The organism is Akkermansia sp., assembly GCF_020860705.1.
Classification (GTDB): Bacteria; Verrucomicrobiota; Verrucomicrobiia; order Verrucomicrobiales; family Akkermansiaceae; genus Akkermansia.
In genome coordinates, this window is sequence record NZ_JAJBTT010000036.1 from 81,321 (window position 1) to 93,775 (window position 12,455).

At 58.6% G+C, this 12,455-nt stretch carries 11 protein-coding genes; 5 read left to right on the forward strand and 6 right to left on the reverse strand.

Translation table 11 applies throughout. The features are described 5' to 3' along the window. Nucleotides 1-44: 44 nt before the first annotated feature. Genes LIO64_RS08120 through LIO64_RS08135 form a run of 4 tightly spaced genes read right to left on the reverse strand, consistent with a single transcriptional unit; the run spans nucleotide 45 to nucleotide 3,227 of the window. Nucleotides 45-707, reverse strand: coding sequence for a YdcF family protein (locus LIO64_RS08120; RefSeq protein WP_290548941.1), 663 nt, complete (start codon nucleotides 705-707; stop codon nucleotides 45-47). Nucleotides 708-750: 43 nt separating this feature from the next. Next, nucleotides 751-1,530 carry a CPBP family glutamic-type intramembrane protease gene (locus LIO64_RS08125; RefSeq protein ID WP_290548942.1) on the reverse strand — a complete coding sequence of 260 codons (780 nt, stop codon included), beginning with the start codon at nucleotides 1,528-1,530 and terminating at the stop codon, nucleotides 751-753. 13 nt (nucleotides 1,531-1,543) lie between these two features. Beyond that, nucleotides 1,544-2,713 carry an aminotransferase class I/II-fold pyridoxal phosphate-dependent enzyme gene (locus LIO64_RS08130; protein ID WP_290548943.1) on the reverse strand — a complete coding sequence of 390 codons (1,170 nt, stop codon included), beginning with the start codon at nucleotides 2,711-2,713 and terminating at the stop codon, nucleotides 1,544-1,546. A 28-nt stretch (nucleotides 2,714-2,741) separates the two neighbouring features. Then, nucleotides 2,742-3,227 carry an Lrp/AsnC family transcriptional regulator gene (locus LIO64_RS08135; protein WP_343230497.1) on the reverse strand — a complete coding sequence of 162 codons (486 nt, stop codon included), beginning with the start codon at nucleotides 3,225-3,227 and terminating at the stop codon, nucleotides 2,742-2,744. A 304-nt stretch (nucleotides 3,228-3,531) separates the two neighbouring features. Here LIO64_RS08135 and LIO64_RS08140 point away from each other — a divergent pair, with 304 nt between their 5' ends. Then, complete coding sequence (locus LIO64_RS08140; protein WP_290548945.1) at nucleotides 3,532-7,047, forward strand: DEAD/DEAH box helicase; 3,516 nt, start codon at nucleotides 3,532-3,534, stop codon at nucleotides 7,045-7,047. A 156-nt stretch (nucleotides 7,048-7,203) separates the two neighbouring features. On the opposite strand, the gene LIO64_RS08145 is transcribed toward LIO64_RS08140, so the two are convergent. Continuing rightward, complete coding sequence (locus LIO64_RS08145) at nucleotides 7,204-7,581, reverse strand: ApaG domain (protein WP_290548946.1); 378 nt, start codon at nucleotides 7,579-7,581, stop codon at nucleotides 7,204-7,206. A 19-nt stretch (nucleotides 7,582-7,600) separates the two neighbouring features. Beyond that, a complete protein-coding gene (locus tag LIO64_RS08150; protein WP_290548947.1) occupies nucleotides 7,601-8,491 on the reverse strand; it encodes a hypothetical protein in 891 nt (296 codons plus the stop codon). Between the two features lie 134 nt (nucleotides 8,492-8,625). Between LIO64_RS08150 and LIO64_RS08155 the strand changes: the two genes are divergently transcribed. The 4 genes from LIO64_RS08155 to LIO64_RS08170 all read left to right on the forward strand — a co-directional run bounded on the left by LIO64_RS08155 (nucleotide 8,626) and on the right by LIO64_RS08170 (nucleotide 12,390). Beyond that, nucleotides 8,626-10,143, forward strand: coding sequence for a cellulose synthase family protein (locus tag LIO64_RS08155; protein WP_290548948.1), 1,518 nt, complete (start codon nucleotides 8,626-8,628; stop codon nucleotides 10,141-10,143). A gap of 10 nt (nucleotides 10,144-10,153) precedes the next feature. Continuing rightward, nucleotides 10,154-11,014: a L,D-transpeptidase gene (locus tag LIO64_RS08160; protein WP_290548949.1), complete on the forward strand. Its 861-nt coding sequence runs from the start codon at nucleotides 10,154-10,156 to the stop codon at nucleotides 11,012-11,014. Between the two features lie 108 nt (nucleotides 11,015-11,122). Further along, a complete protein-coding gene (locus LIO64_RS08165) occupies nucleotides 11,123-11,686 on the forward strand; it encodes a YqgE/AlgH family protein (RefSeq protein ID WP_290548950.1) in 564 nt (187 codons plus the stop codon). 8 nt (nucleotides 11,687-11,694) lie between these two features. Then, nucleotides 11,695-12,390: a YggS family pyridoxal phosphate-dependent enzyme gene (locus tag LIO64_RS08170; RefSeq protein ID WP_290548951.1), complete on the forward strand. Its 696-nt coding sequence runs from the start codon at nucleotides 11,695-11,697 to the stop codon at nucleotides 12,388-12,390. The last annotated feature ends 65 nt before the right edge of the window (nucleotides 12,391-12,455 follow it).

The window sequence follows — 12,455 nt, forward strand, 5'->3', positions numbered from 1 at the left end:
GATGACCGCAAATAGCGGCCAGTGAAAGCAAAAAGCGTGTCTTCTCAAGAATTCCAGGGGAGGGGCACGCCCTTGAGCAGCTGGGAGTCATATCCAGCTTCCACCAGCGTGCGGAAGGCTCCCATAGCTTCCGGAGTCACAGGCTGTTCCGTGGAAAATCCCTGCCGGGGATATTCCAGGATCCTCTGGAAGTCCCCTACCATGGCGGAGACCACCAGATCATGCGGCAACGCTTCCGTCAGGTATTCCCGGAAATTCCCTGCGGGAGAACCGACCGTTACCCTGGCTTCCGGCCACTGGGCTTGAAGCGTGGCCAGCGTGCGACGCTCCATGTAAGGCTTTTGCAGGGCGATCAGACTGACAGGTTCCGGGATGCCGGCCTGTTTCAGGATTTCCCGGGAAAAGCGCACGTTTTCCCCGGTGTTGGTAGATTTGTTTTCAATGAGGATGCTGTTTCCCGGCACTCCGGCTTTCATGGCCGCCTCCGCAAAGAGTTCCGCCTCCGCCATGGTCCATTCCCCCGTAAAACGCCCCATCCCGCCGGAAAATAGCAGCAGGGGCGCCAGCTTCCGCGCATAGAGTTCTGCCGCATATTCCGCCACCCGCACGTCATTGCTGCCAAGGATGAAGATGAGATCCGCCGGGCGGAGTTCCTGCTTCACATGATGGTAGTCCCACAAAATTTCAATTGCTTCCTCCGGAGTCATCGGTCCTATGTACCCAAGAAGCCCTTTCCTGTAAACGCCGGATTCACCACAGTCCGTATTTGCCCCATTCCAGAGCGGCCCATCCCAGCAGTGCATTCGCCACCGCGTGCATGATGATGACGGCGCACAGGTTTTTCTGCCAGACGGCAAGCAGGTACGCCAGGGAACCGTAAATGAAAGCGCCGCAGTAGTCCACAGGCTGGTGCACGGCCATGAAGCAGAGCGTGGTCACCCAGTACGCTTTCCAGGCGTGCGTGCCGAAGGGGACTTTCCACGGATGGTCCAGATTCACCATCAGCCGCATCAGGTAACCGCGCCAGAAGAGTTCCTCCACCAGCGCCACCACCACCACGGCGCGGAAGAAGCGCAAGGCCAGCGCCGCCAGCCAGCTCCAGGAATCCGGAACAAAAACGATGCCGGGGTCAAAGCCTTCCGGACGTGCATCAATCCCCAGCAGGTACCGGTACCAGGGCCAGGAAGGATGCCCAAACCAGGCGTCCGCCCCTCCCGGCAGACGGTCCGCAATCATGGTAGGGGCCAGCCAGCACAGGATGCCCAGCACGCCGAAGAGGATTCCCCATACGGCGGGTTTCCATTTCCAGTCCCAGTCAATGGCTTTTCTCCACCACAGGACCAGAACAAAACAGACTACGGCCTGCACGGGGTATAGCCATTGCTCCGGAGCCCTTCTCCACCAGGCGGCGGCAGGATGGTCCCATTCCAGGAACGGCCCTCCCAACTGCCACAGGAGGATAAAGCCCATGAACACCGCAAACGGCGCCACATACGCCTTTGTTTTCAGGGCCTCCGGGACGGAGTTCATGGACGAGGCAGGGTCAGGAAAGAGTTTTCACAAAACGCTCCATGCGGTTGCAGGCCTCCTTGATCTGGTCAAAGGCGGTGGCATAGCAACAGCGCAGGAAGCCTTCCCCGCTTGCACCGAAGGCGGTCCCCGGCACGGCGGCCACCTGCTCTTCCATCAGCAGGCGGGTGGCAAATTCCTTGCTGGTGAGGCCGAATTTGGAGACGTCCGGGAAGACGTAGAAGGCGCCGCCGGGCAAATGGCAGTCCATGCCGATTTCATTGAGGCGCTTCACCAGAAAATCACGCCGCTGGCGGTAGCTTTCCCTCATTTTCAGCATGGCGGAAGTTCCGTTTTCCAGCGCTTCTATGGCTGCTTCCTGGGAAGTGATGGGAGCGCAGAGCATGGAGTACTGGTGGATTTTCATCATGGCGGAGATGAGCGGCTCCGGCCCGCAGGCGTAACCCAGGCGGAATCCCGTCATGGCAAACGCCTTGGAAAAGCCGTGCAGCAGCAGGGTGCGTTCCTTCATCCCCGGCAGGGAGGCTATGGAAACGTGCGGTTTGCCGTCGTAGCGCAGCTCGCTGTAGATTTCATCCGTCAGCACAATGAGATCGTGCCTGATGCAGATGCGGGCAATTTCCTGAAGGGTTTCCACTGGAGCCACGGCTCCGGTCGGATTGGTGGGGAAGTTCAGCATCAGCACCTTGGTCCGCGGCGTAATGGCGGCTTCCAGCACCGCCGGATTAAGGGCGAAGAGATCCTGCTTGCTCGTAGGAACGGCGGTAGCCGTGCCATAGGCCATTTTCACGCTGGGAGCGTAGGAGACATAACAGGGTTCATGGTAAAGAACCTCGTCCCCCGGATTCAGGACGGCACGCAGCGCCAGGTCAATGGCTTCGCTAACGCCCACCGTCACCAGCACTTCATGCAGGGGATCATAGTTCACATGGAAGAAACCGTCCACGTATTTGACGATGGAACGGCGCAGGGATTCCAGCCCGTAGTTGGATGTGTAGGAGGTGTGCCCCTTTTCCAGGGAGTAAATGGCCGCTTCACGGATGTTCCACGGCGTGACGAAGTCCGGCTCCCCTACGCCCAGGGAGATGATGTCCGTCCGGCCTGTAACCAGGTCGAAAAATTCCCGGATGCCGGAACGGGGAATGGAGTCTACCTGCTCCGCTATTTTGTTCTGCCAATTCATGATTGATTCCTTTCGTGGCGGCAGGGGCTTACGGAGCGACAACCAGGCGTTCGGACTGCACGGGAGCCTCGAACACACAGCCGTTCTTCTTGTAGGTTTTCAGATGGAAGTGCGTGGAAGTGGACAGCACCCCTTCCAGCGTAGACAGCTTTTCCGCTACAAACCGGGCGATGTCCCGCATGCTTTTCCCTTCCACCAGCACCAGCAGGTCAAATCCGCCGCTCGCCAGATAGCAGGAGGAAACTTCGTCAAAACGGGAGATGCGCATCGCCAGGCGGTCAAAACCGCCGTCGCGTTCGGGCGTCATCTTCACTTCAATGAAAGCAGCCACCCTGCTGTCATGCTCGTATTCTTCATTCACCACGGCCTGGTAGCCCAGGATCACGCCTTCCTTTTCCCACTGCTCCCGCTGGGCCCGCACGGCTTCTTCAGTCATATCGAGACGTTCGGCCAATTCGCCATCGCTCAAGCGGGCTTGAGTCGCCAGTAACTGTAGAAGTGATGCAGAGGACATAAAATTTCAGGCATAAAAGACCCTTTTACAGAGGGCGTGTCAAGAACACATGTTACGCAAGGCTGACATCCGTTCTTTCCATGATGATAAAATGCATCCTTTTTGTAAGAAAAACGGCTATTCCTGATGAAAACATAACATTATTGTCTTCAATAATATAAATATTATTTAAAACATTCGTTGGAATTATTTTCAGAGAATAGTTGCTCTAATCCGCCTTTTGTGCCATAGTAAAGTGCATAGACCTGTAGCGTCCTTATCTAAGGAACGCTTGTTTCCAATTTTTATATGACAGTCTGATATTATGAGCATGGCACTTAACCCGGATAGGGCTACACTGAACTTTCTCAATGCCTTTCCGGAAGAAATCCGGCTGCGCGGCGAGAAGCTCCAAAAAGACGGGGCAGTTACACAAATCTTCGGCAATCACTTGTACATTCAGGGCCGCGTGGAGGATGCGCACGGCGTGCACCGCGTGAACCTCCGCCTCCAGGGCAACAGATGGTTCGGCGCCTGCTCCACGGAAGACGAGGATCTGGCCGGAGCGGCCATGTACGCCGCCATGCTGGAACGCATGTACCGCGGCCAGGATCTTCCGGAATCCCCCAATGAATTGAACGACGTTCCCCTGCTGGACATTCTGGAAGAGAAGCTGGGCCGCGAACTGGATGACAAGGAAGCGGATTACGTCAGCAAACTGGAGAAGCGCTACCGCCGCTTCGCCATTGAGCAGGAGATTCATGACCATGACATGGTGCGCCTGAATCCCCGCTGGGAAATCGTCAGCTATGACCCGCTGGAACTGTGGCCCGTGCCTCCCACGAACATTCTCGAATTCTGGAACTACATCGCCTATGCCTTCAACAAAAGGCGCCTGCCCTACCCGGAATTCATGGAATCCATCACGGATCTGGAAAAAGTTCAGCGCAAGATTCACGAATGGGAGCGCTCCCGCGAAGTAGGCACCTGGTATGACCGCATCCAGTCCGTGAATGAACGCCCCCCGCAGCCGCCGCGCGGAGAGCTGTTCATGAGGCTTGTTTCCACCATTAACGAGGGCCACTTTGAATATCGCCATTCCTTGAAGCAGGATTGGATTCCCGTCCGTGAAAAACAGGACCTGGAACATCTGGAAAACCTGCATGAACGCGCTGCCGTGCGCATGGACGCCCAGACGGAAATCCTCCTCGTGGCCCTGTCCAATTACGCCCGTACGGAAGACGCCCTGACGCTGGACCTGGACCAGGAAGCCGCGTGCGCCCTGATGAACAAGCTTTTCCACCAGCCCGCCCTGAAAGGCTACCTGGTGAACCTGGATGAAAATTACTTCAAGGTGGTGGATGAACCCCTCCAGTGGATTTGCCAGGACGATCCCATTGAGCCGGACTGCTACGCCCTCCAGCTCGCCACGTCCACCGGCATCAACGTTTCCCACTCCGTCCGCCAGCTCCCCGGGCAGCAGGAACTGTACCAGTCTGACGAAACCGTTTTTCCGGGCCCCCCCCGCTGGCTGGAAAGCACGGAAGTAGAGCCCCGCTATTCCATTCCCAAGCAGGTGATCGACAGTCTTGAAGGGGTGGAATTCCTGCGCAAGATCGGCGCATCCCTTCCTTCCAGCATGGAGGACCGCGTGGTGGATATCGACCTGCGCGGCACCTTTGACATGAAAATCGTCCGCGGCCTCACCTCCGCGGAAACGGAACACGTTCTCTGTGAAGTAAGCGCTAAAGACGCTTCCGGCTACCGCACGGAAAAACTCGGCAAGGACGGCTGGGACGTAGCTCACCAGGAACCCATGAAGAACAAGGCCCTGCTGCGCTTCATCCGGGAACACCTTTATCCCATTCCCGGCCTTCTGGAAGAAATGGGCTTCTCCTATGATCCCCAGGTGGGCGCTTTCAAGGCCCGCGTCACCCGGCAATTCCCTGAAAAATTTGCGGAATGGGCCAAGCAGCTTCCCGAGGAGCTGACCGTCAACATGGACGACAAGCTCAAGACTCTGCTTGCGGACCCGGTGGCCGCCGCCGTGCGGTTTGAAGTGGTCAACCAGGAAATTGACTGGTTTGACCTCCGCATCGTCATTGACGTGGAAGGCGTCCAGCTTTCCAAGGAACAAATCCGCGCCCTGGTGGCCGCCAGAGGCGGCTACGTCCGCATGGACGACGGCGGCTGGATGCGCCTGGAAATCAAGCTGGACAATGACCAGCGCGACGCCGTCACCCGCCTGGGTCTGGACCCCTTCGACCTCTCCGGAGAAACCCACCGCATGCACGCCATGCAGCTGGCGGATCCGAAGGCCGCGGAAGTGTTCGACCCGAAGGCCTGGAAACGCATCAAGGACCGCACCGCGGAAATCCAGATCGACGTCAAGCCGGACGTCCCCTCCCAGCTGCAGGCCACCCTGCGCCCGTACCAGGTGGACGGCTTCCATTTCCTCGCCTACTTGGCCACGAACGGCTTCGGCGGCATTCTGGCGGACGACATGGGCCTGGGCAAAACCATCCAGTCCATCACCTACGTGCTCTGGCTGCGTGAGGAATTCGCGCGCAAAAACAAATCCAAAAAGAAGGTCGTCGTGCCTCCGGTGCTCATCGTCTGCCCCAAATCCGTGCTGGACGTATGGGCCGGGGAAACGGAAAAATTCGCCCCCGGCGTGCGTGTCCTTGTCATCCGCAGCAAGGACCAAGCCAATCTGGACGACATCAGGAAGAACTACGACATGGTCGTGGTCAACTACGCCCAGCTTCGCGTCTGCGGAGAAACCCTGAACCAGATCAAGTGGCTCACGGTCATTCTGGACGAAGGCCAGCAGATCAAGAACCCGGATTCCAAGGCGGCCAAGGCGGCACGGGAAATCGTCTCCTACAACCGCCTCGTCCTCTCCGGCACGCCCATTGAAAACCGCCTGCTGGACATGTGGTCCCTCATGGCCTTCTCCATGCCCGGCGTCCTCGGTTCCCGCTCCTACTTCAAGAAGCGCTTTGACAAGCGCAAGGATCCACAGAGCCAGAACCGCCTGGCCGCGCGCCTGAAACCCTTCCTGCTGCGCCGAACCAAATCCCAGGTGGCGAAGGACCTGCCCCCCAGAACGGAAGAAGAAGTGTACGCCAAGATGGAAGGCATCCAGAGCCAGCTGTACAAGGCGGAACTCCGCCGCATCCAGCAGGCCCTCCTTGGCCTGGACTCGGACGAATCCGTCAAGAAGAACAGCTTCGCCATTCTCCAGGGCCTCATGCGCCTGCGCCAGATCTGCTGCCACCCCGGCCTGGTGGATCCCAAATACGCCAAGGAAGACAGCGCCAAGATGACCGCCCTGTTCTACCTGCTGGACCAGCTCCGGGAAGAAGGGCACAAGGTGCTCGTCTTCTCCCAGTTCGTCTCCATGCTGGAAATCATCAAGAACCGGCTGGAAGCGGAAAACAGGCCGCTTAACTACCTGACCGGTCAGACCAAGGACCGCCGCGGGGAAATTGAGAAATTCCAGACGACCAAGGATCCCTCCGTCTTCCTGCTCTCCCTGAAAGCGGGGGGCGCCGGCCTCAACCTTACCTCCGCCTCCTACGTCGTCCTGTATGACCCCTGGTGGAACCCGGCTGTGGAAAGCCAGGCCATCGACCGTACGCACCGCATCGGCCAGAAAAACAAGGTCATCGCCTACCGTCTGCTGACGAAGGACTCCGTGGAAGAAAAAATCCGCATCCTCCAGCACCAGAAAAACCAGCTCGTCGCCAACGTGCTGGGCGACGAAGGCTTCACCTCCAGCCTGGGCATTGACGACCTCAACTTCATCCTCAACCACGGGGATGACGAGGAAGGCTAAAGCCATCCGGAAAACCGGATGGCAGTGACTAGAGAATAATTATTAATGATCAAATATCAGACCGTTCACGGTCTGCCAACGTTCTATCCATTCTCTTATCTTTAATCCTTAATCACTATAAAAAAGCCCTGCAATTTCATGCAGGGCTTTTTTATTTCACCATTTAAGGCTGACCGGGTCCGTATGGTAAAGAATTCCGGCCTCATCCCGGACCAGCAGGGTCAGCTGGATACGCGCCGGCAGGCGCAGCATTTGAAGGCCGTTGAACGCAAAAATCTGCCCCTGGCACAGCAGCGGGCGGGAACCGAACAGCTCATCCCCTTCAATCACCTGCGTGCCGTCTTCATGGGAACGGACGGTCCACTTTTTGCCGATGATGCGCACCGCACCGTCCCCCGTATTCAGGATGCTTACATTGTAGGGTACGGGAATGCGCCCGTCCTCCTGGACCATCCGCTCCAGACGTTCATCCCGGGAATACAGGCTGCGCGGCGTCAGGCGCACGTCCAGGCTGGTCAAGAGGGGAAGAACCATACGGAAACCACGGAAGGAATTATGATTCCACGGGAGCCAGGGCCGCCTTCATCAGCTCCAGCGTCGTCTTGCGGATGGCTTCCACGCCGGCCTTCGCAGGCTTGGCGTCCGGAGCCAGCGTCATCTGCTCCTGCAACGTCGTGAGGAGGCTCATGATCTTTGCAATGTCCCGGCGTTCCTTCATTTCCGGTTCCACTCCGTCCAGAATGTAATGGAAATACTCCGGCACGTCCGGCTGGAAAATGACCTTCGCCTTGTCCTCCGCAAACTTGTTGTCCAAGGCGGCCGTGGCGGCGTCCAGAGCGCGTATCCACCCTCCCAGACCAATCAGGTTGGCCATGTCGGAATCCCGCAGGGAGGCAAGCTCCTGTTCCACGTCGGACTGGATCAGGGCCAGGTTATTCTTGAAACTGCTCAAATCCCCGTCCTCCGCATTTTTCAGCAGGCTGGCGGCGTGGCGGTTCACCCGTTCCCCGGCCCCGATGGCCTTCGCATAGTTGGACAGGTCCAGCGCAATGGGCTTCACCTCATTCATCTTGCCGCACTGCACAATCACAAACCCGTCCGCCATCATGCCGCCCAGCTGGAGAGCCAGGGAACAGCGGTCCATGGGGGGACGTTCCGGGCGGGCGCGCAGCGCAGCACTTTCCGGAATCTCCGGCAGGCCTTCCAGGTCTTCAAAAATCTTGCGGATGGAGGGCGCGGTAAATTCGTTGATGCCCAGCTCCTCGTTCATGTGGGAATCATCCAGCAGGCGTTCCGGGATGGACGGCTGGGCCTGCCTGTCGGACGGAGGCGTCTGCACGTCCAGCACGGCGTTCTCCTTTTCCAGGGCTTCCTCCCCTGGAGCGGCAAACGCCATTCCTCCCGTGACGGATACGGCCGCGGCCAGCAGATACAATCTCTTCATAACAAAACTCAAAAAGGTTAAGCAAAACGGAATATGTCTTGACTCTCGCCCTATGGTGTCTTATACGGGCCTCACGTCAAGGAAATCCCCAACCCCTGACGCAAAAAGATACCAAACACCCTTGCAAGTCCAGTATGTCTTTAAACTACAATTTTATCTGGCTCCTGTGCTATCTTCTAGTTCTCGTCGGTCTGGCCGGATATGGCTTCCATCGCCTGAGCATTGTTTACCTGTACTGGAAGAACCGCAACAACAAGCCCCAGCCCAAGTCCCATTTCCAGGAACTGCCCGTCGTTACGGTCCAGCTCCCCATGTTCAATGAAAAGTTCGTCGTAGATCGCCTTCTGGAATCCGTGGCCGCGCTGGACTATCCCCAGGACAGGCTGGAAATCCAGATTCTGGACGATTCCACGGACGACACCACGGAACAGTGCTACCGCAAGGTGGAGGAATTGAAGGCCCGCGGCTTTGACGCCGTCTGCATCCACCGCACGGACCGCACGGGCTTCAAGGCCGGCGCCCTGGAAGCGGCCACCAAGGTGGCAAAAGGCGAATTCCTGCTGATTCTGGACGCCGATTTCGTTCCTGAACCGGACCTCCTTCAAAAAACCATCCACTTCTTCACGGACGAAGGCGTGGGCCTCGTCCAGACCCGCTGGGGCCACATCAACCGGGAATACAATTTGCTGACCCGCGTCCAGGGCATGTACCTGGACGGCCACTTCGCCATGGAACAAACGGCGCGCAACCGCTCCGGCCGCTTCTTTACCTTTAACGGCACCGCCGGCATATGGCGCAAATGCGTGATCGGGGATGCCGGCGGCTGGTCCCATGATACCCTGACGGAAGACATGGACCTTTCCTACCGCGTCCAGCTCAAGGGGTGGCGTTTCATTTACCTGAACGACGTCGTCACCCCCGCGGAACTTCCCGTGGACATGGATGGCTTCAAGTCCCAGCAGCACCGCTGGACCAAGGGTTCCATCCAGGTCTGCCAGAAAATCCTGCTGGACATCTGGCGTTCCAAGGCCCCCCTCAAAGCCAAGGTGGAAGCCACCACGCACCTCACCTGCAACTACTCCTACCTTCTGCTGGCCCTGCTCTGCTTCCTCGTGTACCCCATCTGCACACAGCGCATCCCGGAAAATGAAACGGTATTCATGTGGTTTGTCAACGTGGCCCTGTTCTTCCTGACCAGCGTGGCCGTCTGCATCTTCTACATGAGCGCCCAGATCGTGGTGCGCCCCAAATCCTGGTGGAAGGAACTGCCCTACCTGCCGCTTCTCCTTACGCTGAGCGTAGGCATGGCCGTCAACAACGCCAAGGCCGTTCTGGAAGCCATCTTCGGCCATCAGTCCGCGTTTGTACGCACGCCCAAATACGGCGTGGACCAGAAGGAAGACAGGCAGCACGTCTCCCAGCTCAAGCGCAACGGCTACAAGGCCATCAAATCCGTCGTCATTCCCATCCTGGAAATCGCCTGCGGCACCTTCTTCCTGAACCTGATCATCATCATGATCCGCCAGGGCCATTACCTTTCCCCCATCCTGATGATTCCCTTCCTGGGATTCTATTACACGGGCTTCTGTTCCCTGGGCCGCATGATCTCCAACCTGCTTCCCGCCAGACAAACTGCCAAAGCCAAAAACTGACTTCTTTCCCATGCCTGCGCCTCTCTCGCAAGCAGCACGCCTGATTCAAGTCGCCGGCGCCGCCTTCGCGGTGCTCGGCGTTTTGGTATCCTGCTCCGGGCCGGACTACCAGCCCACCGCCATCGTCAAGGATGGCGCCGTCGTTAGCGTCCGGGACCAGAAAATGGCCGTCCTGCGCAACGGCCAGGTAGTAAAAACCTATCCCATCAGCACTTCCAAATTCGGACTGGGCGACAAGAAGGGGAGTTGCCGGACGCCCCTGGGCGCCCACCGCATCGCCTCCAAGATCGGCACCGGACAACCCAAGGGCATGGTGTTCAAGAGCCGCAAGCCCACCGGGGAATGCGTAGCGCCGGATTCCCCGGGACGCGATCCCATCGTCACCCGCATCATGTGGCTGGAAGGATTGGAATCCCGGAACCGGAACGCCCACTCCCGCCTGATTTACATCCACGGAACAGCGGAGGAACGCACCATCGGGACGCCCGCTTCCTACGGCTGCGTGCGGATGAAAAGCAATGACGTGTATGAAGCGTTCAACCTGCTTCAGACCGGGGACCCCGTAGTGATCGAACGCTGTTCCATCAATGCCTCCCTGAAAGCGCTGGCCCAGGCGGAAAAAACGCATGATCCCTCCCTGCTGGTCATGGCTTCCGCACCGCCCTCCATGGATGAAATCAACAGGGCATCCATCATTTCCCATCGCCGCCGGGCCTCCCGCCCCCCGGCCGTAGCCCTTGCCCGCAAGCAAACGGCATCCGTCAAGAAGAAGGCCGCTCCGTCCAAAACTAAGGCGGCCTCCCGCAAAACCGTCCGGAGCGCCAAGGTTTCCGGCCGTTCTTCCAAGGGAACCCGTTACAGCCTTCGCTGAACATCCTCTTCCCTGCCGCCCTCTGCCAGCATCCCTGTGTTCCCGCCCCTGACATGGCTGTTTGAACGCATGGTTGCCTGCATCCGTCACATTTGTTAACGTAGGCTTATGGCGATGATGGAACATGAAGATATCAGCAATGAAAACCTGGCGGGCCATCTCCTGGTCTCCGCCCCCTACCTGGACGGCGGCGGCTTCTACCATTCCGTGATTTTCCTGGGCCGTGTGGAGGAGGAATTCGTCATCGGCCACATCCTGAACCATCCGGCCGGCATGAACGTGGGAGAAGTGGCGCGCCATACGGACATTCCGGAATCCCTTTACGCCGTCCCCATCTTCAAGGGAGGCCCCGTGGAACGCAATCAGCTCATTTTCGCCGCCTTTGTCCGTACGGAGGATAAACTGCGCATCCAGTTCCATCTGCAGGAGGAACAGGCCCTCGAATACGTCGACGACCCGCGCGTGACCCTTCGCGCCTACGTGGGCCACAGCGGGTGGACGCCTTCCCAGCTGCGGCGGGAGCTGAATGACCGCGCCTGGTACGTCTCCCCCATGGTGCCGGACATCTGCCTGGAGCCTGACTCCTCCAAGGTCTGGGCCATGGCCATGCGGAGCCTCTCCCCCCTGCACCACATCATGAGCCATGCTCCCGCACAGCCTTCCCTGAATTGAAATCCATCATGAGCATCCAACAGAATCTGGAACATATTCTCTCCCGCATCCGCGCAGCGGAACTCCGGGCGGGCCGCCCGTCAGGGTCCGTCCGCCTGGTCGCCGTCAGCAAAACTTTTCCCGCAGAGGACGTCAGGGCGTGCCACGATGCAGGCCAGCGCGTTTTTGGAGAAAACAAGGTTCAGGAAGCCCTGGGAAAAATCCCCGCCCTTCCCCCGGACACGGAATGGCACCTCATCGGCCCGTTGCAGCGCAACAAGGTGCGCAAGGCCATAGAACATTTCACGCTGATCCACGCCGTGGATTCCCTGCGGCTGGCGCAGTTCATGGACACCGTGGCTCAGGAGACGGGCAAGCGCCCCCGCATCCTGCTGGAAGTGAACGTAGGGGATGAAGACAGCAAATTCGGTTTTTCCCCGGAGGCCCTGGAACGGGAATGGCCGGAGCTGACCGCCCTGCGCCACCTTGAAATCGACGGCCTCATGTGCATTCCTCCCGCCGTGGAAAATCCGGAAGAGGCCCGCCCCTATTTCCGCCGCCTCCGGGAGCTGAAGGAAACCCTGGCCGCCAGGGGGGGGACTCCGCTGACGGAGCTTTCCATGGGCATGAGCCATGATTTCGAAACGGCTGTGGAGGAAGGAGCCACCCTCGTCCGCGTAGGAACCGCCATTTTCGGCGGACGGTCCTATGCTCCGGCACCGTGATTTTGATTGGACAGAAAGAACAGCGGCGTGTAGGTTTGTTCCGGAAGAAAACGGGATGGCCCGGA